26 protein-coding genes are annotated in these 23,452 nt (G+C 70.7%); 15 read left to right on the top strand and 11 right to left on the bottom strand.

The window, feature by feature from the left end:
• Positions 1 to 19: 19 nt before the first annotated feature.
• Together STVA_RS03955 and STVA_RS03950 are read left to right on the top strand one after the other, a co-directional pair.
• Complete coding sequence (locus tag STVA_RS03955) at positions 20 to 634, top strand: glutathione S-transferase family protein (RefSeq protein WP_123694010.1); 615 nt, start codon at positions 20 to 22, stop codon at positions 632 to 634.
• 202 nt (positions 635 to 836) lie between these two features.
• Entirely contained in the window at positions 837 to 1,394 is a 558-nt protein-coding gene (locus STVA_RS03950) for a DUF3750 domain-containing protein (protein WP_420822822.1), read from the top strand.
• A 10-nt stretch (positions 1,395 to 1,404) separates the two neighbouring features.
• Here the strand turns inward: STVA_RS03950 and STVA_RS03945 are convergent, their stop codons facing one another.
• Positions 1,405 to 1,887 (bottom strand): hypothetical protein, encoded by a 483-nt coding sequence (locus tag STVA_RS03945; protein ID WP_142235640.1) that lies wholly within the window; start codon positions 1,885 to 1,887, stop codon positions 1,405 to 1,407.
• 134 nt (positions 1,888 to 2,021) lie between these two features.
• On the opposite strand from STVA_RS03945, the gene STVA_RS03940 reads away from it, so the two are divergent.
• Positions 2,022 to 2,711, top strand: coding sequence for a glutathione S-transferase family protein (locus tag STVA_RS03940; RefSeq protein WP_123694014.1), 690 nt, complete (start codon positions 2,022 to 2,024; stop codon positions 2,709 to 2,711).
• A 138-nt stretch (positions 2,712 to 2,849) separates the two neighbouring features.
• On the opposite strand, the gene putA is transcribed toward STVA_RS03940, so the two are convergent.
• Entirely contained in the window at positions 2,850 to 5,993 is a 3,144-nt protein-coding gene (gene putA / locus STVA_RS03935) for a bifunctional proline dehydrogenase/L-glutamate gamma-semialdehyde dehydrogenase PutA (RefSeq protein WP_123694016.1), read from the bottom strand.
• Positions 5,994 to 6,134: 141 nt separating this feature from the next.
• On the opposite strand from putA, the gene STVA_RS03930 reads away from it, so the two are divergent.
• The 3 genes from STVA_RS03930 to STVA_RS03920 are packed head-to-tail and all read left to right on the top strand — an operon-like array spanning position 6,135 to position 9,290.
• Complete coding sequence (locus STVA_RS03930; protein WP_123694018.1) at positions 6,135 to 7,142, top strand: glycosyltransferase family 2 protein; 1,008 nt, start codon at positions 6,135 to 6,137, stop codon at positions 7,140 to 7,142.
• Positions 7,096 to 8,160 carry a glycosyltransferase gene (locus STVA_RS03925; RefSeq protein ID WP_123694020.1) on the top strand — a complete coding sequence of 355 codons (1,065 nt, stop codon included), beginning with the start codon at positions 7,096 to 7,098 and terminating at the stop codon, positions 8,158 to 8,160. Before STVA_RS03930 ends, STVA_RS03925 begins: the two co-directional genes overlap by 47 nt.
• Entirely contained in the window at positions 8,157 to 9,290 is a 1,134-nt protein-coding gene (locus tag STVA_RS03920; RefSeq protein ID WP_123694021.1) for a glycosyltransferase family 4 protein, read from the top strand. Before STVA_RS03925 ends, STVA_RS03920 begins: the two co-directional genes overlap by 4 nt.
• Here the strand turns inward: STVA_RS03920 and STVA_RS03915 are convergent, their stop codons facing one another.
• Positions 9,291 to 9,974, bottom strand: coding sequence for an antibiotic biosynthesis monooxygenase family protein (locus STVA_RS03915; RefSeq protein WP_123694022.1), 684 nt, complete (start codon positions 9,972 to 9,974; stop codon positions 9,291 to 9,293).
• Between the two features lie 84 nt (positions 9,975 to 10,058).
• Between STVA_RS03915 and STVA_RS03910 the strand changes: the two genes are divergently transcribed.
• Positions 10,059 to 10,736 carry a 2-phosphosulfolactate phosphatase gene (locus tag STVA_RS03910; RefSeq protein WP_123694023.1) on the top strand — a complete coding sequence of 226 codons (678 nt, stop codon included), beginning with the start codon at positions 10,059 to 10,061 and terminating at the stop codon, positions 10,734 to 10,736.
• Positions 10,737 to 10,745: 9 nt separating this feature from the next.
• Here STVA_RS03910 and STVA_RS03905 read toward each other — a convergent pair whose 3' ends face one another.
• The 6 genes from STVA_RS03905 to STVA_RS03880 all read right to left on the bottom strand — a co-directional run bounded on the left by STVA_RS03905 (position 10,746) and on the right by STVA_RS03880 (position 14,580).
• Positions 10,746 to 11,618: a class I SAM-dependent methyltransferase gene (locus tag STVA_RS03905; RefSeq protein WP_123694025.1), complete on the bottom strand. Its 873-nt coding sequence runs from the start codon at positions 11,616 to 11,618 to the stop codon at positions 10,746 to 10,748.
• A gap of 92 nt (positions 11,619 to 11,710) precedes the next feature.
• On the bottom strand, positions 11,711 to 12,286 hold the full coding sequence (locus tag STVA_RS03900) for a periplasmic heavy metal sensor (RefSeq protein ID WP_123694027.1): 576 nt from the start codon (positions 12,284 to 12,286) through the stop codon (positions 11,711 to 11,713).
• A complete protein-coding gene (locus STVA_RS03895) occupies positions 12,283 to 12,651 on the bottom strand; it encodes a hypothetical protein (RefSeq protein WP_123694029.1) in 369 nt (122 codons plus the stop codon). The genes STVA_RS03900 and STVA_RS03895 overlap by 4 nt, the downstream gene beginning before the upstream one ends.
• Positions 12,648 to 13,331, bottom strand: coding sequence for an RNA polymerase sigma factor (locus STVA_RS03890; protein WP_197735782.1), 684 nt, complete (start codon positions 13,329 to 13,331; stop codon positions 12,648 to 12,650). The genes STVA_RS03895 and STVA_RS03890 overlap by 4 nt, the downstream gene beginning before the upstream one ends.
• 34 nt (positions 13,332 to 13,365) lie before the next feature.
• Positions 13,366 to 13,980, bottom strand: coding sequence for an EF-hand domain-containing protein (locus tag STVA_RS03885; protein ID WP_123694031.1), 615 nt, complete (start codon positions 13,978 to 13,980; stop codon positions 13,366 to 13,368).
• A 102-nt stretch (positions 13,981 to 14,082) separates the two neighbouring features.
• Positions 14,083 to 14,580, bottom strand: coding sequence for a DM13 domain-containing protein (locus STVA_RS03880; RefSeq protein ID WP_123694033.1), 498 nt, complete (start codon positions 14,578 to 14,580; stop codon positions 14,083 to 14,085).
• Between the two features lie 156 nt (positions 14,581 to 14,736).
• On the opposite strand from STVA_RS03880, the gene phnD reads away from it, so the two are divergent.
• From phnD to phnE (STVA_RS03860), 4 genes are read left to right on the top strand one after another with little or no spacing between them, the layout of a single operon-like run.
• On the top strand, positions 14,737 to 15,717 hold the full coding sequence (phnD, locus tag STVA_RS03875; RefSeq protein ID WP_123694035.1) for a phosphate/phosphite/phosphonate ABC transporter substrate-binding protein: 981 nt from the start codon (positions 14,737 to 14,739) through the stop codon (positions 15,715 to 15,717).
• Between the two features lie 40 nt (positions 15,718 to 15,757).
• Positions 15,758 to 16,609 (top strand): phosphonate ABC transporter ATP-binding protein, encoded by an 852-nt coding sequence (gene phnC, locus STVA_RS03870; RefSeq protein ID WP_123694037.1) that lies wholly within the window; start codon positions 15,758 to 15,760, stop codon positions 16,607 to 16,609.
• A 10-nt stretch (positions 16,610 to 16,619) separates the two neighbouring features.
• The gene (phnE, locus tag STVA_RS03865) at positions 16,620 to 17,429 is read left to right on the top strand and encodes a phosphonate ABC transporter, permease protein PhnE (RefSeq protein ID WP_123694039.1); all 810 of its coding nucleotides are present in this window, start codon (positions 16,620 to 16,622) and stop codon (positions 17,427 to 17,429) included.
• A complete protein-coding gene (gene phnE / locus STVA_RS03860; protein ID WP_123694041.1) occupies positions 17,429 to 18,244 on the top strand; it encodes a phosphonate ABC transporter, permease protein PhnE in 816 nt (271 codons plus the stop codon). Before phnE (STVA_RS03865) ends, phnE (STVA_RS03860) begins: the two co-directional genes overlap by 1 nt.
• Positions 18,245 to 18,258: 14 nt before the next feature.
• Here phnE (STVA_RS03860) and STVA_RS03855 read toward each other — a convergent pair whose 3' ends face one another.
• Positions 18,259 to 18,918 carry an ATP-grasp fold amidoligase family protein gene (locus STVA_RS03855; protein WP_170216657.1) on the bottom strand — a complete coding sequence of 220 codons (660 nt, stop codon included), beginning with the start codon at positions 18,916 to 18,918 and terminating at the stop codon, positions 18,259 to 18,261.
• A gap of 45 nt (positions 18,919 to 18,963) precedes the next feature.
• Here STVA_RS03855 and STVA_RS03850 point away from each other — a divergent pair, with 45 nt between their 5' ends.
• From STVA_RS03850 to STVA_RS03835, 4 genes are all read left to right on the top strand, one after another.
• The gene (locus STVA_RS03850) at positions 18,964 to 19,257 is read left to right on the top strand and encodes a hypothetical protein (RefSeq protein ID WP_142235639.1); all 294 of its coding nucleotides are present in this window, start codon (positions 18,964 to 18,966) and stop codon (positions 19,255 to 19,257) included.
• Positions 19,258 to 19,513: 256 nt separating this feature from the next.
• A complete protein-coding gene (locus STVA_RS03845; RefSeq protein WP_245978512.1) occupies positions 19,514 to 21,160 on the top strand; it encodes a Na/Pi cotransporter family protein in 1,647 nt (548 codons plus the stop codon).
• A 91-nt stretch (positions 21,161 to 21,251) separates the two neighbouring features.
• Positions 21,252 to 22,019 carry a methyltransferase domain-containing protein gene (locus STVA_RS03840; RefSeq protein WP_123694045.1) on the top strand — a complete coding sequence of 256 codons (768 nt, stop codon included), beginning with the start codon at positions 21,252 to 21,254 and terminating at the stop codon, positions 22,017 to 22,019.
• A 57-nt stretch (positions 22,020 to 22,076) separates the two neighbouring features.
• Positions 22,077 to 22,982: a hypothetical protein gene (locus STVA_RS03835; RefSeq protein ID WP_142235638.1), complete on the top strand. Its 906-nt coding sequence runs from the start codon at positions 22,077 to 22,079 to the stop codon at positions 22,980 to 22,982.
• Between the two features lie 34 nt (positions 22,983 to 23,016).
• Here the strand turns inward: STVA_RS03835 and STVA_RS03830 are convergent, their stop codons facing one another.
• Complete coding sequence (locus STVA_RS03830) at positions 23,017 to 23,409, bottom strand: RidA family protein (protein ID WP_123694049.1); 393 nt, start codon at positions 23,407 to 23,409, stop codon at positions 23,017 to 23,019.
• Positions 23,410 to 23,452 lie beyond the last annotated feature (43 nt).

The raw sequence follows: 23,452 nt of genomic DNA, 5'->3' as shown, positions 1-23,452 counted from the left end.
CAGCCCGGAGGCCCCCGCCATGATCCTCGTCGGCCGCTATCTCTCGCCCTTCGTGCGGCGCACCGCCATCACCCTGGAACTCTACGGCCTGCCGTTCGAGCAGCGCGCGCTCTCCACCATGGCCGACATGGAGCAGATCAAGCAGTTGAACCCGGTCGGCCGGGTGCCGGTGCTGATCCTGGACGACGGCTCGTCGCTGGTCGATTCCGCCACCATCATCGACTATCTGGACGAGCTGGCCGGGCCCGCCCGCGCGCTGACCCCGCCGTCCGGCCCGGCGCGTCGCCTGGTGCAGGGCCGGGTCGCCGTGGCGCTCGGCACCATGGAGAAGGCGGTCGCCTATTCCTACGAGACCAAGCGCCGCCCGGCCGAGCGCCAGCACCAGCCCTGGGTCGACAACCTGACAAGCCAGGTGGCCGGCGGGCTGGCGGCCCTGGAGGCGATCGAGGGCACCCCCTGGCTGGCCGGCGCGGCGATGACCCAGGCCGACGTCACCACCGCCTGCCTTGTCCAGTACATGCAGTCGAGCCTGCCCGACCTGCTGCCGCCCGGTAGCCGGCCGCGGCTGGAGGCACTGGCGGCCCGCATGGCGGCACTGCCAGCCTTCGCCAAGATCGCGATGCCGCAGCCTTGAAGACGGCCCCCTGAGGACCCGGCTCGGCCGGCTGGCCGCCGGCTTCCTCCTTCTCTTCGTCCTGCCGATCGGCCTGTCGGCGCTGGGCTACTGGCAGGGCGCCGACGACGACTGGCAGACGGCGGACCGGTCGAGCGCCGGCCTGCTGCCGCCGGCGGCCGGCCATGCGCCGGCCGTCGTCCGCGTCTATGCCGCGCGCACGGTGCGCTGGCGCGGCATCTTCGCCAGCCATGCCTGGATCGTCGTCAAGGAGGCGGGAGGCGCCCGCTACGAGCGGTTCGACTACACCGCCTGGGGCGAGCCGATCCGCATCGATGGCTTCGTGCCGGACGGCCGCTGGTTCGGGCGCGTGCCCGACACCGTGCTGGCGGTCGACGGCGAGGCCGCAGCCGCCGCCATTCCGGCCATCCGTACGGCCATCGCCGGCTATGGCTGGCGCAACCGCGGCGACTATCGCGCCTGGCCCGGCCCCAACTCCAACACCTTCGTGGCGGCCGTCCTGGCCCAGGTGCCGGGCCTGGCGGCGCGCCTGCCGGCGACCGCGATCGGCCGCGACTTCCCGCATGACGGGCGCTGGCTGGCGCCGACCATCTCGGGCACCGGCTGGCGCCTCAGCCTCGCCGGCTATGGCGGCCTCGCGGTCGGCTGGGTGGAGGGGTTGGAGCTCAACCTACTGGGGGCGGTGCTGGCCATCGACCTGCGCCGGCCGGCGGTCGAACTGCCGGGCCTCGGGCGCTTCGGGATGTCGATGGTGCCGTAGACGGCCCCGGTCAGTGATGCAGGACCACCGCCGGCTGCCGGTCGTCGGCCACGCCCGACAGCGGGCGATAGGGCAGCATCAGGTCGTTCTCGATCATGGCATGGGCCAGTGCTGCCGCGGCCGTCACGACCGGCGTCACGCCGGCCGGCCGGACCAGCCAGGCCGCATGGCGCACGGCCAGGTCGACGCGCTCTTCCTGGAGGGCCGCGAAGACCGCGATCACCGCCTGCTCGTCGGGGGCCACCTGCTGGGCACAGACCGGGTGGTGAACGATCTCGCGCCGGGCGTGTCCGGCGATCGCCGCGATCGCCCGGTCGAGCCCGCGGATCGCCACGCCCGCCTCCTCGGACGGGAACACCCGGCCGAACTCGCGCAGCACCATCGGCCGGTGGCCGGGACCGGAAACCCACGACCGGAACGACCACAGCAACAGCCGCTCGCCCGCGGTCAACGTCTCCACGGCCGGACCGGCCAACGGTTTTCTGCCATCCATCGACCCACTCCCTGCAATGTCGGATTCGGACGGTAGGCGATATTGCAAGTCAGTTGCAATATCAACACGACGAGCATGGTTGCGAGGCGCCGGGCTCCATGCCAGAACAAAGCACGAACCCGCATGGAGCCCCCATGACCCTGCGCCTCTATTCCGGTCCGCTCAGCATGTTCGGCGCCAAGGCCGAGATCGCGCTCCACGAGAAGGGCATCGCCTTCGAACTGGTCATGGTGCCGTTCGACATGGCCCGCCTCTACCAGCCCAAGCATCCCGAAGTCGCCCGCATCAACCCCAAGTGCCAGGTGCCCGTGCTGATCCATGACGGGCTGGAGATCTTCGATTCGACGCAGATCTTCGAGTATCTGGAGGAGTTGCAGCCCGCCCCGCCGCTATGGCCGGCGGACCGCCAGGCCCGCGCGAGGGCACGCCTGCTGGAGCATCTGTCGGACGAGGTCTACTTCCCGCGGGTCGTCCGCCTGATGGGCCTGCAGGCGACACCCGACGATCCCGCCGCCGTCGCCGCCCGCGACGCCTGCGCGGGCTTCTACCGGCGCATGGAGGCAGCACTCGCCACGGGCGGCGGCGATTACCTGGCCGGTTCCTACGGCTATGCCGACATCGCCGTCTTCATGGCCCAGCTCTTCGGCGCCCGCATGGGCGCGCCCATGACCGACGAAACCCCGGCCCTGCTCGCCTGGCGCACCCGCATGGCTGCCCGCCCCCCGGTCCGCCGCGTGGCGGCCGCGATGGCCCGCTACCTGCTGAGCGTCGGCCGGCCGCTTCCGCCATTCCTGGCCGCGATCGAGCAGGCCGACCGAGGGTAACTGCAGGCCAGCCAAGTCACGTGTGACACCGGCGTCCGTGCGTGCCTCGGCTGCTGTGCTTGACCGGGCACCCCCTCATCCCGAGCCTCTTGTCGAGGGACGCATGTCCGCTGTGCCATCGCACCCGTTGGCAAACGACTACCCCTCATCCTCCGCCAGCGACAGCAGGGAGGCGTTGCCGCCGGCTGCCGTCGTGTCGACCGACAGCGTGCGCTCGGTGGCGAAGCGCGGCAGGTAGTGGGGGCCGCCGGCCTTGGGGCCGGTGCCGCTCAGGCCCTCGCCGCCGAAGGGCTGCACGCCGACGACTGCACCCACCATGTTGCGGTTGACGTAGACATTGCCGACGCCGACGCGGCTGATGACCTGGCGCACGGTCTCGTCGATGCGGCTGTGCACGCCCAGGGTCAGGCCGTAGCCGGTGGCGCGGATGGCGTCGATCACTTGGTCGAGGCGACCGGCCTGCCAGCGCACGACATGGAGGATCGGGCCGAACACTTCCCCCTCCAGCCGGTCGAGCGCATCGATCTCGTAGGCGGCGGGCGCGAAGAAGCTGCCGCGCTCGGTGCCGGGCGGGGCCTGCATCTCGATCACGACGCGGCCCTCGCGCCGCATGCGCTGGGCGTGGCGTTGCAGCATCGCCTGGGCCTCGCCGTCGATGACCGGGCCGATGTCGGTCGACAGCAGCGCGGGGTCGCCGATGCGCAGCTCGGCCATCGCCCCCTTCAGCATCGTCAGCGTACGGTCCGCGGCGTCGGCCTGCACGAACAGCACGCGCAGCGCCGAGCAGCGCTGGCCGGCGCTGTTGAAGGCGGACGTCAGCACGTCCTGCACCACCTGCTCGGGCAAGGCCGAGGAGTCGACGATGAGCGCGTTCTGGCCGCCCGTCTCGGCGATGAAGGGGGCGATCGGGCCGGGGCGGTCGGCCAGCACCCGGTTGATCGCCCGCGCCGTGTCCGTCGAGCCGGTGAAGGCGATGCCGGAGACGCGCGGGTCGGCGACCAGGCGGGCACCCACCGTGGCGCCGTCGCCCGGCAGGAACTGCAGCACGTCGCCCGGCACGCCCGCCCGGTGCAGCAGGGCAATGGCGGCGGCACCGACGAGCGGCGTCTGCTCGGCCGGCTTGGCCAGCACGGCATTGCCGGCGGCAAGGGCCGCTGCCACCTGGCCCGTGAAGATGGCGAGCGGGAAGTTCCACGGGCTGATGCAGGCGAAGGTTCCGCGCGCGGCCAGGCGCAGTTCGTTCCGCTCCCCCGTCGGGCCGGGCAGGCGGCGGACGGCAAAGTCCGACCGCGCCCGGGCGGCGTAGTAGCGCAGGAAGTCGACCGCCTCGCGCAGCTCCGACAGGGCATCGGGCACCGTGCGCCCGCCCTCGCGCACGATGAGCGCCATCAGCCGCGGCCCGTCCGCCTCGTAGAGGTCGGCCGCGCGATCGAGGATGGCGGCGCGCTCGGCCGCGGCAATGGTGTCCCAGTCGGGGCCGGCGCGCGTGGCGCGCGCGATGGCGGCGTCCACCGTCTCGGCGGTGGCGTCCGCGACGTGGCCGACGACGACCGAATTGTCGGCCGGGCTGACGACGGAGCGGGTGGCGCCGTCGACCGGCCGGCCGCCGACCAGCGGCGCGGCGGTCGCCCTGGCCGCGGCGGCGGCCGCCATGCGATCGGCGAGTGCGGCGGTCGCGACCGGATCGGCCAGGTCGATGCCGGCGCTGTTGCGCCGCTCGGCGCCGTAGAGGTCGGCCGGCAGCGGGATATGCGGGTGCGGCTTCACCGGCAGGCGCGCCAGGCGGGCAACCGGGTCGGCCACGATCTCGTCGATCGGCGCCTTCTCGTCGACCAGCCGGTTGACGAAGGAGGTGTTGGCGCCATTCTCCAGCAGGCGGCGGACGAGGTAGGCCAGCAGGTCCTCGTGGCTGCCGACCGGGGCGTAGACGCGAGCCGGCCGGTCGAGCTTATCGCGGCCCACCACCTCGCCATAGAGCGCCTCGCCCATGCCGTGCAGGCGCTGGAATTCCCAGTCGCGGCGATTGCCGGCCAGTTCCAGGATCGTCGCCACCGTGTGGGCGTTGTGGGTCGCGAACTGCGGGAAGAAGGCGGCACCGTCGGCCAGCAGGCGCCGGGCGCAGGCGATATAGGAGACGTCGGTCGCGACCTTGCGGGTGAAAACCGGATAGCCGGCCAGCCCGCGTTCCTGCCCGCGCTTGATCTCGCTGTCCCAGTAGGCGCCCTTGACGAGGCGCACCATCAGCCGCCGCCGGCTGCGGCGGGCCAGGTCGCCCAGCCAGTCGATCAGCGGCAAGGCCCGCTTCTGGTAGGCCTGGACCGCCAGCCCGAAGCCGTCCCAGCCCGCCAGCGACGGGTCGGAGGCCACCGCCTCGATCACGTCGAGCGAGATGTCGAGGCGGTCGGCCTCCTCGGCATCGACGGTGAAGCCGATGCCATATCCCTTGGCCTGGCGGGCGAGTTCCACCACCAGCGGCGTCAGCTCGGCGTGGACTCGGGCCCCTTGCGCAAACTCGAACCGCGGGTGCAGAGCCGACAGCTTGATCGAGATGCCGGGGGATTCGATCGGCCCCCGGCCCTTGGCCTCGCCGCCGATGGCGGCGATGGCGGCCTGGTAGGAGCGGAAGTAGCGGTCGGCATCGGCCGCCGTCCGCGCCGCCTCCCCCAACATGTCGTAGGAGTGGCGGTATCCCGCCTGCTCTGCCGGCCGTGCGCGCGTCAGCGCCTCGGCGATCGTGCGGCCCATGACGAACTGCCGGCCGAGGATGCGCATGGCCGCAGTCACCGCCTCGCGGATCACCGGCTCGCCGGCCCGGCTGACCAGCCGCTTCAGCACGCCGCCATGGCCCGGCCCCTCGCCCGGCCGCACCAGCCGGCCGGTCAGCATCAGGGCCCAGGTCGATGCGTTGACGAAGGCGGATTCGCTGGCGCCCAGGTGGCGCTGCCAGTCCGCACCGCCGATCTTGTCGCGGATCAGCCGGTCCACCGTCTCGGAGTCGGGGATGCGCAGCAGGGCCTCGGCCAGGCACATCAGCACGATGCCCTCCTGGCTCGACAGCTCGTACTCGTGCAGGAAGGCGTCCAGCCCGCCCTTGCCGCTGCGGCCGCCGCGCACCGCCTGCACGAGCCGCCGCGCCTGGGCCGCCACCCGGTCGCGGGAGTCGGCCGGCAGGGTGGCTGCCGCCAGCAACCCTTCCACGACCTCGGCCTCGTCGGCACGGGTGGCCTGACGCAGGGTGGCGCGCAGCGGGTCGGCGGGCGGAAGGGGTGCTGCAAACAGCATCGGGCGATCTCCTGGGGCGGCGGCCGGTCGTGGCGGACGATCCCGCCGCGGCCGGCGATCGTCAAGCGCAGGGTCAAGCGCGGGAACGGCGTCCGACCCTGCCGTTGCACAGTGCCGGTCGCGGGGCTAATTAAACAGGATATGGATAGCGACCGCGTCGTTCCCACCCTCGATATCGTCGTCGTCAACTGGAATGCCGGGCCGCAACTGCGTGCCTGCCTGGAGACGATCGCGAACTCGACGGGCGAGGGATTCCGGCTCGGCCGGGTCATCGTCTCGGACAACGGGTCGGTCGATGGGTCGGCGGACGGGCTGGACGACCTGGGGCTGCCGCTGGCGGTGCTGCGCAACGGCGCCAACCTCGGCTTCGGGGCGGCCTGCAACCGCGCGACCGCCATGGGCGACGGCGACTACCTGCTGCTGCTGAACCCCGATACCCGGCTCGAGCCCGAGACGCTGGCGCGGTCGGTCGCGCACATGGCCGTCCATCCGGAAATCGGCATCCTCGGCGTCCGCCTGGTCGATGCCGACGGCGCCACCCACCGGAGCTGCGCGCGCTTTCCCCGGGTGCGGCACTTCGTCCACAAGATCACGGGCCTCGACCGTGTGCTGCCGAAGCTGTGCCACGGCCACCTGATGCAGGAGTGGGACCACCGCGACAGCCGTCCGGTCGACCAGGTGATGGGCGCCTTCTTCCTGATGCCGCGGCCGCTGTTCGAGCAGCTAGGCGGCTTCGACGAGCGGTTCTTCCTCTATTTCGAGGATGTCGACTTCGCCTGGCGCGCCCAGGCGAGCGGCCGGCCCTGCCACTTCCTGGCCGAGGTCACCGCCTTCCACAAGGGTGGCGGCACGTCCGAGCAGGTGAAGCCCGAGCGCATCTTCTACTGCCTGCGCAGCCGCATCATCTATGCCCGCAAGCATTTCGGCTGGGGCCGGGCGGCCGCCCTCACCGCCGTCACCATCCTGGCCGAGCCGCTGTCGCGCCTGGCGCTGGCCGTCGCGAGCGGCCGACCATCTGTGGTCGTGGACACGATAAAGGCCTATCGGCTGCTCTATGCCGACCTGCCGCGAATCCTCAACACCCCCTCCACCGGCCTCCGCGATGCGGGTATTGCTGCTCACCCGATACGGCCGGCTGGGCGCCACTAGCCGCCAGCGGCATCTGCTGTTCCTTCCGGCCCTGGCCGAGGCCGGCATATCCGTCACCGTCGATGCGCTGCTGGACGACGCCTATGTCCGCGGCATGCATGCGGGCGTCCGGCCGCGACCGGGCGCCATCCTGGCCGCCTATGCCGCCCGCATCCGCCGGCTGCTCGCCGCCCGCGACTGGGACGTGCTGTGGATCGAGAAGGAACTCCTGCCCTGGCTGCCGGCCCTGGCCGAGGGCTGGCTCGCCCGGTGCCGCGTGCCGATGGTGGTCGACTATGACGATGCCTGGTTCCACCGCTACGACCGGCACCCGCGGCCGCTGGTCCGCCGTCTGCTGGGTCGCAAGATCGACCGGGTGATGGCGGCGGCCACGACCGTCGTCGCCGGCAACCGCTACATCGCCGACCATGCCCGCCGGGCCGGCGCCAGCCGGGTCGAGATCGTGCCGACGGTGGTCGACACCGACGCGCTCGGGACCACCCCAGCGCCGGCCGGCCGGCCCTTCACCATCGGCTGGATCGGCACCCCGGCGAATGCCCGCTACCTCGACCCGATCCGGCCCGCGCTGGCCCGCGTCTGTGCGGAGGCGGGCGGGCGCATGCTGCTGGTGGGCGCCGGACCGGATGCCCTGGAGGGCCTGCCGGGCGAGGTCCGGGCGTGGGACGGCGCGCGCGAGGCGGCCGACCTGGCCGCGATGGATGTCGGCCTGATGCCGCTGCCCGATACGCCGTTCGAGCGCGGCAAGTGCGGCTACAAGCTGATCCAGTACATGGCGGCCGGGCGCCCCTCGGTCGCCTCGCCGGTCGGCGTCAATGCCGGGATCCTGGCCGAGGGCGCCGGCCTGCTGGCGGGGCCGCCGGAGGAATGGGCGACAGCCCTGCTGGCACTGGCGCGCGACCCGGACGGCCGGGCCCGGATGGGGACGGCCGCCCGCGCGCGCGCCGTCGACCACTACTCCCTGGCGGCCTGGGCGCCCGCGACGGTGCGCATCCTGCGGGAGGCGAAGGAGAGACGATGAGCCGGCCGACCCTCCTCTATCTGGTGACCGAGGACTGGTTCTTCTGGTCGCACCGCACGCCGATCGCGCGCGCGGCGCGCGACGCCGGCTTCCGCGTGGTGGTGGCGACGCGCGAGGATGCCCATGGCGACCGCATCCGCGGCGAGGGCTTCGAGCTGGTGCCGATCAAGCTGCGCCGCACCAACGTGAACCCGCTGGCCGAGATGGCCGCCATTGGCGACCTGGTCGATATCTATCGCCGCGAGAAGCCCGCCATCGTCCACCAGGTGGCGATCAAGCCCGTGGTCTACGGCACCTGGGCCGCGGCCCGCGCGGGCGTGCCGGCGGTGATCAACGCGCTCGACGGGCTGGGCTTTGTCTATGGCTCGCAGCGCCTGTCGGCGAAGGTGCTGCGGCCGCCGGTCGGGCTGCTGCTGCGCTGGGCGCTGAACCGGCCCAACGTCCATGTCCATTTGCAGAACGACGACGACCGGGCAACGATGGAGAAGGCCGGTGCCCTGCGCCACGGCCGCGTCTCGATCATCCGCGGCGCCGGCGTCGACCTCGACCATTTCGCCCCGCTGCCGGAGCCGGACGGGCCGTTCGCGGTCGGCATGGCCGCGCGCATGATCCACGAGAAGGGCATCGGCGACCTGGTGGAGGCAGCCCGGCGGGCGACGGCTGCCGGCACGCCGGTGAAGGTGATCCTGGCCGGCGCGCCGGACACCGGCAACCCCACCGCCATCTCCGAAGCCGAGCTGCAGGGCTGGGCCGCCGAGGGGCTGGTGGACTGGTGGGGCTTCCAGACCGACGTGCGCCCGCTCTGGGCGGCCGCCCACGTCGCCGCCCTGCCCTCCTCGGGGGAGGGCCTGCCCAAGGCACTGCTGGAGGCCGCGGCCTGCCGCCGGCCGCTGCTGGCGACCGATGTCGCCGGCAATCGCGAGGTGGTGCTGCCGGGCGAGACCGGCCTGCGCGTCGCCTACCAGGACGTGGCGGCCCTGACCGAGGCGCTGGTCCGCTTCGCCCGCGACCCCGAGGCTCGCCGCCGCATGGGGGCCGCCGCCCGCCGCATGGTCGAGACCGCCTTCAGCGAGGAGGTCGTGGTGCGCGAGACCCTGGCGCTCTATCGCCGCCTGGCCCCGGCCGCGTAGCTACCGCACCGTTGGCCGGCCGGCCGCGTCGGGATAGTATTGCGGGGCCTCCCGCCGGTCGAACATGCCGTAGTCGCGGACCACGCGCACGCGCCGCAGCCGGGCACCGTCTGGCAGCGCCAGCCCGGCCGCGAACGCCTCGGCCGCCGCGCGGTCGCGCCAGGACAGCAGCAGGATGACGTCGCCCGGCGTCAGCACGGCATGGAAGACATCCCAGGCGATGAGGTCGTCAGCCCCCGGCGGCAGGCCCAGCCAGCCGGCGACCGCCCCGGCATCGCTGGCCTCCACCCATTCCGGCGGGCGACTGGCGTCGACCAGGACGATCGTCGTGGCATCCCCGGTTTCCGTCTCGTCGAGGCGCTGCTCGGGCAGGGCCTGGCCGGCGGGCAGGCGGGTGTCCTGCGTCAGTTGGCCGACGCGCAGGTGATAGTCGCGCAGGATCTGCCGGCGCCCGTCCTCCTGCACGCCATGGTGCATCGCCTGGGTGCGCCAGCGCACCAGCGCCTTCTCGTCGCGCCAGGACGACAGCGACAGGAGCCAGCCCGGCCGCGTCAGGCTGCGATAGCGGACATTGTCGACGAAGCCGTCGACCTGCTCCAGTTCCGGCCGCAGCATGCGGGCGTGGCCCAGATAGGCATCCCACTGGTCCGGCCCGGGCTGGGCCTCGAAAAGCACGGCGAACATGGGGCGCACTCCCTGGCGGATCGGATCGCCGGATCGGCTTATCCTGCGCCGCCCACCCGAGTCCAGGCAGCAGGAGCCCGCCCCTTGGTCACCATCGGTTCGTTCGCCGACGCCGCCCGCGGCGCGTCGGGCACCGTCGTCGTCATCGACGTCTTCCGCGCCTTCACGACGGCCGCGGTGGCACTCGCCAACGGCGCGCGCCGCATCGTCATGGTGGCCGACCTGGACGAGGCGCTGGCGCTCCGGGCGCAAGGGCTGGGCAGCCGCTGCCTGGGCGAGCGCCACGGCATCCGGCCGGACGGGTTCGACTTCGGCAACTCGCCGGCCGAGATTGCGGACAAGCGCTTCGACGGCGAGACACTGATCCAGACCACCTCCAACGGCACCCGCGGCGTGCTGCTGGCGAAGGGTGCCCAGCGCATCTATGCTGGCTCCTTCGTGTCGGCCGAGGCGACGGTGCGGGCGATCCAGGCCGCCGGGCCGGGGCCGGTGACGCTGGTGGCGATGGGCGAGACCAGCGAATCCCGCGCCGACGAGGACGAGATCTGCGCCCTCTACCTGCGCAGCCGCCTGGCCGGCCGCCGGCCCGACCCGACCGCCCTGGCCACCCTGGTGGCGACGATGGCGCTACGCGCCGACACGGTCACGCTCAGCGCGGAGGACATCGACTGCTGCCTCCGCCTGGACAGTGTGCCCTTCGCGATCAGGGTCGCGATCGAGGACGGCCGCTACATCGCCACGGCCGAACGCCCGCCCGGCTGAAGCCGATGGTCATTGGCCGGCGGCACCCGGGGCGAACTTGTCGTGGTGGCCGCGATAGATGGCGGGGCGCGGCCGCTCCAGCCCCGGCGGCACGTCGATCGGCTTCTTCCACACCACGACGACGTCCTGGTGATGGCCCCAGCCGCGCTCGTGATAAGCCAGCAGCGTCGCGTCGCGCCGCCGCTCCACCAGGTGGACGACCCAGGAGGGCAGCGCGATGGAGATGCCGTATTCCGGCTCGGCCGGGTAGTCGCGATAGCCGAAGCCCACCGCCGCCACCTCGGCCGCGATCGCCTGGAAGCGCTCCTCGTCGATGTAGGGGTGGGTGCGGTGGTAGTCGAGCGACCAGCGACCGTGGTTGGTGAAGACCAGCAGCCCATCGGGCGCCAACCGGTCGATGAACCAGTCGACGAAGGCGGCGTAGCGCGCGGCATCGAGATGGGTCAGCAGCGAGCCGCACCAGATCAGCTCGAACGTATCGGTGAGCGGGATCGCCGCCGGGTCGACCGCCGAATGCACCGGCACCGCGCCGAAGGTGCGGGCGCAGAACTCCACCCCGCCGCGGTCGAGGTCGCAGGCGGCGATGCGGGCCGCCGGGAAGGCCGCGCGCAGCATCCGCAGCACCCGTCCATGGCCGCAGGGCAGGTCGAGGATCGAGCCGATCGTCGTCTTCTCGGCCAGCACCATGGCGCGCACGATGGTGCGCAGGGCGGCCTCGCCGACGCGGAAATACTGGTCCTGCCAGCTCTTCTCGCCGATCCGGGCCATCGTCCCGGCATCGAAGCGCAGGACCATCTGGTCGTCGGGCGAGACCTCGGTCACCAGGCGCCGTTTGTAGTCGCGCAGCAGGTCGAGCGGCGTCTTGGCGCCGAACAGGGGCATGGGGGCTCCCGGATTGGGGTGGCACGGCTTAGGCGCCGGACCCTACAGGCGCGCCCCCGATCCGCGCAACCGGGGCACCCGGGCGCTCGCGATCAGGGGCGCGGTCCGGGCGGCGGGCCGTCATGGGGCGGCCCACCCGGGCCTGTCACGGGCAGGCGGTCGCCGGGAGGCCGTTCCCGCGGCGCACGGGGCCGACGCTCCTGCATTTCCCGCCGCAGTTCGACCGGCAGCTTGCCCGCGGCTTCGACCACGGCCTCCTGGGTGACGCGGGCCATGCCGTCATTGGCATGGCGCAGGCTGTCGAACGCACGGCGCGCGGCACCGGCGTCGAACGGCTCGGCCGCCAGCGCCTGCGTCACGCGCTGGCGGGCCTCGCGCAATTCGCGCCGCTCCCGGCTGATCTCTCCCCGCCGGGCGCGGAAACTGTCGCGCACGGTTTCCCGCGCATTGGCCGGCAGGCCCTCGGCGAAACTGCGAAACCCGGTCAACATGGTGGGATCGCCGCGCGTCTGGTCATGGGCGAACCGCCCGACCAGGGCGCTGCCCAGGAACACGTTGAAGGCGAGCGACAGCAGCAGTGCTGCCGGCAGCAGCCAACGGCGCCAGCCGGCGCGGGCCGCAGCCGGCGGCGGGTTGACGGTCAGGTCCGGCCCGGTCGTGTGGCTCACAGGTCGATCTCCGGGTCAATGCCGTAGACGAAGGGCGACACGTCGATCGCCTGGGCATCGCCGATCAGCATCGGCTCCGCCCAGCCGGCGGCGAAGCCGACGGCCGCCACCAGGGCGAAGGCCGCCGCGATCGCACGCGGCCGCCCGAACCAGACCGGCCGACGCAAGCTGGGTCGGCTTCGCGGCGCGTCGGCCGGGATTTGCGGGATGCGGTGGGTGGCAACTAGGATGCGCTGGGCAAGATCGCCCGGCAGCTCCGGCGCCGGGGCGCCGGCGAGCAGTCGGTCCAGCGCCCGGTCGAGCCGGGCCTCGTCCGCCGCGCCCTGCCCGGCCGGAACCGGCGTGATGCGGGATTCCTCGGTCATATGCCTTCCTCCGACGGGCCGTCGACGATGGGGCCACCCGCGTCGGGCCCGGCCAGGATGGGACCCAGCCGGTCCTTCAGCGACCGGCGGGCGCGCACCAGCAGCGATTCGACCGCCCCCACGGTCGTGTTCAGCACCGATGCGGTCTCGACATTGCCCAGCCCCTCGAAATAGCTCAGCACGATGGCCGCCCGCTGGTTCTCCGGCAGGGTTGCCAGGGCGGCGGCCAGATGGCCCTGGACCTCGTCGCGCTGACGCAGCGCGAAGGCGCTGGGCCGCCCGTCCTCGGGCTCGCCGGCGGCCTCCAGCGGCAGCGCCGTCACCTTGCGCTTGCGGTCGATGCAGAGATTCATGGCGATGCGATAGAGCCAGGTGGTGAGCTTGGCGCCCTCGGGCTGCCAGCGCGGCGCCTGGGTCCAGACGCGCAGGAACACCTCCTGGGCCACGTCCTCGGCCTCCGCGGCATCGGCCAGGAAGCGGCGGGCGACGGCGTGGACGCGGGCCAGATGCCGTTCGAGCAGGCGGGCGTAGGCAAGGCGGTCGCCCTTCCCGGTCCGCGCCATCAGCTCCTCGTCGGACTCACCCGCATCGGCCATCGCCCGAGCATAGACCGCCCTGGCCGGGATTGCCGACCCGCCCGAAAGCAGGTCGGCCTGGAAAGTCCCGGCCAGGGCGGTCATCGCCCCTTGCCCTTGCCTGCCCGATCGCCCGGGGTCAGCGGACCGCGCGCGGCCCGCGCCGCGGCAGCTCGTCGGCGGTGATGAAGCCGTCGCCGTTGCGGTCCATCCGCGTGAAGGCGGCTTCGCGCATTGCCGTCCGCTCGGCCGGGTCGACGACGCCGTCGTTGTTGGCGTCGAGCCGCTTGAACATCTCGGCCCGGCGCCTCTCGAAGCGCTCGTTCGAGCGGTTGTGGGCGGCGGCCCGCATCATCATGGCGCCCTGGAAGGCCATGAACTCGTCGCGGCTGATGCTGCCGTTGTTGTCCTTGTCGAGCGTCTTGAACAGCTCGGCCCGGCGCTGGTCCTTCTGCGCCTTCTGCTCGGCCGTCGGGGCCGGGCGGCCGGCATGCTCGCGATGCGGCCCGCGCTTCATGAATTCCTCGCGCGTGACCTTGGCGTCGGCGGCGACCGGGGCACGGCCGCGCGGCTGGAAGGCCATGAACTCTGCCTTCGACACCTTGCCGTCGCCGTCGCTGTCCATCCGCTTGATCTGTTCGAGCTGGCGCTGCGCCGGCTTGCCGTCGCCGGCGGGTGCCGCGGTCTGGGCGAAGGATGCGCCAGAGGCGGCCAGGCCGATCGCCAGGGCGGCGGCGGAAACGAGGATCTTCATCGCATGTCCTTTCGGGGGGTGGGGACCGGCGGGCCAACCAGCCCGTCGAAGAGTTCAACGGCCCCCCCGGGGGATTCCTGCGCGGATTCCTGCGTACTCCTGCTATGGCACCCGGGCGATGGTCGCGGGCGAGATGAGTTGGGCGAAGGCGCGGCACCAGATGACGACCGAGCCCTGGGCGGCAAGGTCGACGCCCTCGGGAATGGCGTAGATCTGGCTGCCCTTGAACGCGGCGAGCCCGCCCAGGTCGATGAAGGCGGCCCGTACGTCGTCCTTGGCCCGGGGTGCGGGATGGGCGACCAGGTAGACCCGGTAGTCCGGCCCCGGGCCGACCTCGAAATCCTTTTCCAGGTAGACGATGCGCCCACCGGCTGCATCGCGCAGGACCGACACCGAGCCGCGGCCCCAGTGGATGGGGTCGGACGGGTCGGCATGGACGAAGGTCCCGGTCCCCAGCACCGTCTGGGCGGCGCGGTCGGCCACCTGCTGGTTGGCCACCGGCGGGGGGAAGATATAGGGGAAGAAGAAGACCCCCAGCGCAAACCCGCCGCCGGTGCCGAGCAGCCCGCCCAGCAGGAACCAGAACAGGATACGGCGCATCGCCCAGCCTCCCCCCTAGAGATATCGCGCGATCATATCGCGGACTTCGCGCGGGAGGGGTTCATCGTTACGTCATCAATATGTAATCTACGCCGCAGATAAGAGGCGCTACGGGCACGGCCCGACGCCCGGATGCCATTGGGAGGACCGATTAAAATGCTGGCCCGTATTGCTTTCGCCGCCGCGGCGGCCGTGCTGCTGCCGTCGCTGCCGGCCTTGGCGCAGACCGAGGATTGCCCGCGCGGGCAGCTCGATTCCCGCTATTGCGACCGCAACGACGACATGGTGGCCGACGCGCCGACCGACGCCCGCCGCCTGCTGGACCCGCCGACGCTGATCTTCGCCTACACCCCGGTCGAGGACCCCGAGGTCTATCGCAAGGTGTGGGACGGCTTCCTCGCCCACATGGCCAAGGTGACCGGCAAGCGCATCCAGTTCTTCCCCGTGCAATCGAACGCCGCCCAGATCGAGGCGATGCGCGCCGGCCGCCTGCACATCGCCGGCTTCAATTCCGGCGCCAACCCGATCGCGGTCAATTGCGCGGGCTTCGTGCCCTTCGCCATGATGGCGTCGAACAATGGCGACTTCGGCTACGAGATGGAGCTGATCGTCCAGGCCGACGGCCCGATCAAGGAAGTGAAGGACCTGAAGGGCAGGACGCTGGCCTTCACCGCCCCCACCTCCAATTCCGGCTTCAAGGCGCCGTCGGCCCTGCTGAAGGCCGACTTCGGGCTCGAGGCGGACAAGGACTACAAGACCGCCTTTTCCGGCAAGCACGACAACTCCATCCTGGGCGTCGCCAACAAGGACTACGACGCTGCCGCCATCGCCAATTCCGTCAAGACCCGGATGGTGGCGCGCAAGGTCGTCGACGGCGACAAGCTGCGCGTCATCTACAAGTCGGAGTCCTTCCCCACCACCGGCTACGGCCATGTCTACAACCTGAAGCCCGAGCTGGCGGCCAAGGTGCGCGAGGCCTTCTTCACCTTCCCGTGGGAAGGCAGCGAGCTGCTGAAGGAGTTCGTGAAGAGCCAGCCGCCGGCCGAGAAGTTCGTCGAGATCCAGTACAAGAAGGACTGGGCGGTCATCCGCAAGTTCGACGACCTGACCGGCGTCAAGTACGAGTGCAAGGGCTGATCGGCACCGGTCATCCAGGCAGCAGAGGGGGACAGCAGCGGTGCTGGTGATCGATGGGCTGGCCAAGCAGTACCCGACCGGGGACCGCGCGCTGAAGGGGGTGTCGCTGACGGTGCCGAAGGGCCAGATCATGGCCCTGATCGGCCCGTCCGGCGCCGGCAAGAGCACGCTCATCCGCTGCGTCAACCGGCTGGTCGAGCCCACGTCGGGGCGGGTCACGATCGACGGACAGGAGATCACGCGCCTGTCGCGTCGCGGCCTGCGCCAGGCGCGCCGGCGGATGGGCATGATCTTCCAGGAGTTCGCCCTGGTCGAGCGCCTGACGGTGATGGAGAACGTGCTGTCCGGCCGGCTTGGCTATGTCGGCTTCTGGCGGAGTTGGCTGCGCCGCTTCCCCGCGGCCGACGTGGCGGCCGCCTTTACCCTGCTGGAGCGGGTGGGGCTGGCGGGCTTCGAGGACAAGCGCGCCGACGCGCTGTCGGGCGGGCAGCGGCAGCGGGTCGGCATCGCGCGCGCCCTGCTGCAGAACCCGACCCTGCTGCTGGTCGACGAGCCGACCGCCAGCCTCGACCCCAAGACCTCGCGCCAGATCATGCGGCTGCTGCGCGAGCTGTGCCGCGAGCGGGGGCTGGCCGCCATCATCAACATCCACGACGTGGCGCTGGCCCAGATGTTCGCCGAGCGCATCGTCGGGCTGAAGTCTGGCGAGATCGTCTATGACGGCCCGGCCGACGGCCTGTCGGCCGAGGTCCTGACCACGATCTATGGCGAGGAGGACTGGTCGCAGACCATCCGGCCCGCCGACGAGGAGGGCGAGGACGCCGGCGGCGGCGCCAGCCCGCACGACCCGGCCGTGCCCGTCGACCGCGAGCGCCTGGCGGGCCTGACGTGAGGGCCGGCCGATGAGCACGCTGGCCCTGGAGCGCGCGCGGCGGTGGCGGCCGCCGCCGCTGATCGCCAACCCGTGGCTGCGCTGGGGCATCCTGGTCGTGGGGGCGGGCTATCTCTACCTTGCGCTGAACGGCATCCCGATCAACTGGGCGCGCATTTCCGAAGGCATGGAACGCGGCGGGCGCTTCGTCGCCGCCTTCCTCCAGCCCAACTTCACCAGCCGCTTCGACGAGGTGTTCGAGGGCTTCGCCGAGAGCGTGGTGATGACCATCGTCGCCACCGTGCTGGGCATCCTGGTCGCCGTGCCGGTGGCACTGGGCGCGGCCCGCAACCTGGCGCCGCTGCCGGTCTATTACTTCTGCCGCGGCCTGATCGCGCTGTCGCGCACCTTCCAGGAAATCATCATCGCCATCCTCTTCGTGGCGATGTTCGGCTTCGGGCCCTTCGCGGGCGTGCTGACGCTGGTCTTCTCCACCATCGGCTTCCTGTCGAAGCTGCTGGCCGAGGACATCGAGGACATCGACCGCGGCCAGGTGGAGGCGATCCGGGCGACCGGCGGCTCGTGGTTCCAGCTCCTGAACTATGGCGTGCAGCCGCAGGTGATGCCGCGCCTGATCGGCCTGTCGCTCTATCGCCTCGACATCAACTTCCGCGAATCCGCGGTCATCGGCATCGTCGGCGCGGGCGGCATCGGCGCCACGCTGAACACCGCCTTCGACCGCTACGAGTACGACGTCGCCGCCGCCATCCTGCTGGTCATCATCCTGGTGGTGATGGCGGCCGAGTATGGGTCGTCTGCCATTCGCCGCTGGGTGCAGTGATGCCGGTCTCCTCCCCTTCGGGCACCAAGCTGTGGCAGCGCCGGACCACCAACGCGCAGCTTGCCATCTGGCTGGCCTGGCTGGTCGCCACCACCATCGTCGTCCTGTCGTGGCAGGTCATCAGCGACCGCACGATGTGGATGTTCGTCGAGGACGCCCACATCCAGGCGGGCGACCTGATGAGCCGCATGGTGCCGCCGCGCTGGTCCTATATCGACCGGCTCTGGCAGCCCCTGTGGGACACGCTCAACATCGCCACGCTGGGCACGATGATCGCCATCGTCTTCGGCGTGCCGCTGGCGTTCCTGGCCGCCCGCAACACCACCCCCAGCCGCCTGCTGGTGCGGCCGGTGGCGCTCTTCATCATCGTCGCCTCGCGCTCGATCAACTCGCTGATCTGGGCCCTGCTGCTGGTCTCGATCATCGGCCCCGGCGTGCTGGCCGGCATCTTCGCCATCGCCTTCCGCTCGGTCGGCTTCATCGGCAAGCTGCTCTACGAGGCGCTGGAGGAGATCGACGACGGCGCGGTCGAGGCCATCCAGGCGACCGGCGCCACCCGGCCCCAGGTCATCGCCTATGCCATGGTGCCCCAGGTGACGCCGGCCTTCGCCGGCATCTCGGTCTTCCGCTGGGACATCAACATCCGGGAATCGACGGTGCTGGGCTTGGTCGGCGCCGGCGGCATCGGCCTCCAGCTCGAAGCCTCGATCAGCCAGCTCGCCTGGCGCGAGGCCTCGGTCATCTTCCTGGTGATCCTGGCGACCGTGCTGGCCAGCGAATGGCTGTCGGCCCGCATCCGCCACGCCATCATCTGACGGCGGGCTACCCGTCAGGCGCCGAAGATCAGCTCCGAGACGCGCTGCTCGCCCTCATCCTGGGGAAATTGTCCAAGCGCATTCTGCGGGCAGTTCGTCAACTCGCCCACGAAGATGGTCCGGCTGTCGGTGTAGAGGTCGACCCGGATGAAGTCGAATGGTCTGCTCAGCGCGGCAGCGACGGCCAGGATTTCATCCAGGTTCCGCGGCCGCGGGATGTCGTGCTCATAGGCCGGGCAGTCGATACTGAACGGCAGGCGACTCCATGCCGTATCGAACATGGCAAAGCGAATTCGGTCCGGCCGGCCAACGACGATATAGATAATACGGGGAATACCCTTATAGCAGAGAACCTTGCAGTCGGCCGCGTAGCGCTTGCCGAATATTAGCGGCTCCACGATCACCTTAGGCGGAATGTATCGATAATTGGCCTGCCGGCCCTTGTGATATTGATTGAGCAGAAACCATTCCTTGATGATTTCCCGGCAGAGGCCCACCCCTTCCTTGTTGAACAGGACGTGCCCGCTCAAATGGGCGGGCTTGACGCAGCATGATGCCGGAAACTGGAACGCTGCCGCCTGGTCCGGATCGTTCAGCACGGCAACGGTCGGGACGTTGTATTTGTCGCCGACCACGGCTTTCACGTAGAGGCGGACAAGTTCCTTGTCGCTCACGAAGCAGCGCAGCGGATTCAGTATCTTGTCGGTAACCTTGATATCGTGGACGACATCGTTGTACAGCAGGTTGCCAGATGGTTCGCGCAGGTGGGATTCGACGAAAATTATGTAGGAAAAGATTGCGTCGCCGTCTCGACTGTACGGAATCGTGTCGCCGAACAGCTTTTGAGCCGATCATATCAAACAGCGCTGAAACCGCTTTCTGCTAGCACGCGCCAAAGTCTGAATGCTGTCATTCCGGTTACCGCCGCCTTTCAGACCCATCTTGTGGAGCGCTGCACCGAGCTCTTCTGTGAAAAGCTCGACATACTGCTCCAGGACATCCGTGCGCGGTAGGGACGAAGAATCCATGTCGGCACTCTTTGCGCCAGCCTGCTGCTAGGCGGCAGGGAGTTCTATCCGGTGGTGGATTGTTCATCCATATTTTTCTAGTCGAGTGCTGGGCGCCGCGTGCCTTCCGCCCCCGTCGACACGCGCCGCGACCCGCAATTTCTCTTGCAATCCCTATGGTTTGGCAGAGATTGGTCATTGTTACGATTTTGTGACGAGGGCGCGCGAAGACCCCTCGTCCAGGGGTGGGGACAGCGCCGAATTGGCCACGACCGTAATCATCAATCTGCTGGGCGGGGTAGCCCTGCTGCTCTGGGGCCTGCGCATGGTCCGCACCGGCGTCATGCGCGCCTTCGGCGGCGACCTGCGCCGCATCCTGGGCCGGGCCATGAGCAGCCGGCCGCGCGCCTTCGCCAGCGGGCTGGGTGTCACCGCCCTCCTGCAGAGCAGCACCGCCACCGCGCTGATGGTGGCATCCTTTGCCGAGCGCGGCCTGGTGGCGACGGCACCCGCCCTGGCGGTGATGCTGGGCGCCGATGTCGGCACCGCCGTGGTCGCCCAAATCCTGTCGGTCGACGTGCGCTGGCTGTCGCCGCTGCTGGTCCTGCTGGGGGTGTTCGGCTTCTCGACCGGCGGCACCTCGCTGCGCCGCGACCTCGGCCGCGCCGCGGTCGGGCTGGGGCTGATGCTGCTGGCGCTCCAGCTCATCGTCCATGCATCGGACCCGATCCGCGATTCCGCGACCCTGAAGGCGATCCTGGGCGGGCTCGGGCAGGAGCCGGTGCTGGCCGTGATGTTCGGCGCCCTGCTGACCTGGCTGGCCCATTCGAGCCTGGCCACCATCCTGCTGATCATGTCGCTGGCCACCAGCGGCCTCATGCCCCTGCCGCTGGCGCTGGCCATCGTGCTGGGCGTCAATGCCGGGGCCGCCATCCCCGCACTCGTCGCCACCTGGCGCGGCGACATCGGCGCCCGCCGGGTCGCCCGCGGCAATGCCGCCTTCCGCTGGATCGGCGTCGTGCTAGTGCTGCCCTTCCTGCCGCTGGCGGCCGACCTGGCGCCGGCGGCCAGCAGCGAGATCGGCCGCCAGGTCGTGGCCTTCCACCTGGCCTTCAACCTGGTGATCGCGATCGTCTTCCTGCCGATCCTGACGCCTGTCTCCCGCCTGATCGAGCGCCTGCTGCCGACGCCCGACGTGCCGCTTGACCCCTCGCAGCCGCGCCATCTCGACCAGGCCGCCCTCGACAGCCCGCCCGTCGCCATCGCGGCCGCCCAGCGCGAGGCCCTGCGCATGGGCGACGCGCTGGAGGGGATGCTGCGCGACGCCATGACCGTCTTCCGCCAGGACGACCGCAAGCTGGTGGCCGACATCAGCCGGCGTGACGACGTGATCGACGGGCTGCACGAGGCGATCAAGCGCTACCTGACGCAGATCAGCCGCGAGGTGATGAGCCCGGCCGACGGCAAGCGGGTGATGGAGCTGATCGTCTTCTCCACCAACCTCGAGCATGTCGGCGACATCATCGACAAGAACCTGATGGAACTGGCCCAGAAGAAGATCAAGAACCACCTGACCTTCTCGTCCGAAGGGCTGGGGGAGATCGCCGACCTGCACAGCCGGGTGCTGGAGACCCTCAAGCTGTCGCTGGCGGCCTTCGTCGGCGGCGACGTGTCGATCGCCCGGCGCCTCATCTCCGAGAAGACGATGTTCCGCGAGTCCGAGCGCAAGGCGGCCGAGCGCCACCTGCAACGGCTCCAGAGCGGCCGGGTGGAAAGCATCGAGACCAGCTCGCTGCACCTCGACGTGCTGCGCGACCTGAAGCGCATCCATTCCCACCTGATCGCCGTCGCCTATCCGATCCTGGAGGAAGCGGGCGAATTGCGCCCGAGCCGGCTGGCGACGGCCTGATCGGTGCTTGCGGCGACGGGGTGCCTCATGGCACCAACCGTCGCCCGGAGCCATCCGTGACGGCGGCCGGACCAGCCACGAGGGGGATGCGATGCCCGTCTGGGATCCGAGCCAGTATCTGAAATTCGCCGACCACCGGCTGCGACCGGCCCTGGACCTGCTGGCGCGCATCCCGGCCGAGGCGCCGGGCACGGTCATCGACCTGGGCTGCGGGCCCGGCAACGTCACCACCCACCTGCGCCGGCGCTGGCCCGACGCGCGGATCATCGGCGTCGACAGCAGCCCCCAGATGCTGGCCAAGGCCGCGGCCGCCATGCCCGAGACGCGCTGGATCGAGGCCGACATCGGCACCTGGGAGCCGGACCAGCCGGTCGACGTCATCTATTCCAATGCCGCCCTGCACTGGCTGGGCGACCATGGCCGGCTGTTCCCGCGCCTGATGGACTGGCTCGCGCCCGGCGGCGTGCTGGCGGTGCAGATGCCGCGCAACTACGAGGCGGCCTCCCACACCTGCATCCTCGACACCGCCCGCCTCGGCCCCTGGCGCGAGGCGCTGGAGCCGCTGCTGCGGCCGTCGCCGGTGGCGGCACCCGAGGCCTACTACCGCTTCCTCAGCACCCATGCCGAGCGGCCGGACATCTGGGAGACGGTCTACATGCAGCTTCTCCAGGGCGAGAACCCGGTGGTCGAGTTCACCAAGGGCAGTGCCTTGAAGCCCCTGATGGACGCGCTGTCCGAGCCGATGCGCAGCGATTTCGAGGCGGCATATGCCGAGCGGATCGCCTCGGCCTATCCGCCGGAGAAGAACGGGCAGACACTCTTCCCCTTCCGTCGCCTGTTCATGGTCGTCCAGAAATAACGCGGCAGATATAGCCTGCACCCGCCCGCGCGACGGGGAGCTGGGCGGGAGCCAAGCATGGAACTGTGGGTTCCGATAACGGTCATGGCCGCCCTGCTGCAATGCCTGCGCACGGCGCAGCAGAAGCGGCTGAAGGGGCAGCTCTCGACCAACGGCGTCAACTATGCCCGCTACGTCTATGGCGCGCCCTTCGCGGCCGTCGCCTTTGCCGCCTACATCCTGCTGTCGGACGCGGTGATGCCGGCGGCCGGCGGCCGCTTCCTCTTCTTCTGCCTGCTGGGCGGCATCGCCCAGATCGTCGCCACCAGCTTCCTCATCATCGCCTTCACGATGCGGAACTTCGCCGCCGGCACGACCTATTCCAAGACCGAGACGGTGCAGACCGCGATCCTGGCGACGGTCTTCCTGGCCGAGCCGATCACGCTGGGCGGCTGGATCGCCATCGTCATCGGCCTGGCCGGCGTGCTGACCCTGTCCGTGCCCAAGGGGGCCGACGGCTGGCGCTCGGCGCTGCTGGGGGTGACGGACAAGGCCGCCCTCTACGGGCTGGCGTCGGGCGGGCTGTTCGGGGTGTCGGCCATCGGCATCCGCGGCGCCTCGCTGTCGCTGGGCGACGGCGACTTCATCGCCCGCTCGCTGATGACGCTGGCGGCCGTTACCTGCCTCCAGACGGTGCTGATGACGATCTACATGCAGGTGACAGCCCGCGGCGAGGTCGGCCAGGTGCTGCGCGCCTGGCGCCAGGCGGCCCCGGTCGGGATCATGAGCGTGCTGGGCTCGGCCGGCTGGTTCACCGCCATGACCTTGCAGAACGTGGCCTATGTCCGGGCGCTGGGCCAGGTGGAGCTGATCTTCACGGTGGCCGTGTCGCGCTTCGGCTTCCGCGAGGCGCCCACCCTGCGCGAACTCATCGGCATCGCACTGGTGGCGACGGGCGTCGTGGCGCTCCTGCTGGTGCGCTGACCGACGCCCGCTCCTTCTCTCGAACGCCCCGGTATCAGGGGCTCTTGGCCGCGATCACCTCGACCTCGACCAGGAAGGCCGGGCTCGCCAGTGCGGCGACGATGGCCAGCGTCGAAGCGGGGCGATAGCCGGCCAGATGCCGGCCGCGGGCCTCGCGGAAGGCCGCCAGATGCTCGCTCGACACCAGCAGGACGTTGATCTTGACCAGGTCCTCCATGCCCATGCCGGCACCGGCCAGGATCGCCTTGATGTTCTCGAACACGCGGTCGGTCTGGGCGCCGACATCGGGCGGCACGGTGCCATCGGGATTGGTGCCGACCTGGCCGGCCGCGAACAGCATGCGGGCGCCGGCCGGCACCTCGATGCCATGGCTGTAGCCGTTGCCGGCGGGGGGTGCCACGCCGGGCGGGTTGAAGGCTCGGTTCATCGTCGGGTCGCTCCTGGCCTGATCGGGCGCCCCGCGGATGGCG

This window comes from Stella humosa, from assembly GCF_006738645.1.
Classification (GTDB): Bacteria; Pseudomonadota; Alphaproteobacteria; order ATCC43930; family Allostellaceae; genus Allostella; species Allostella humosa.
This window is presented reverse-complemented; position numbering and strand designations above follow the sequence as displayed.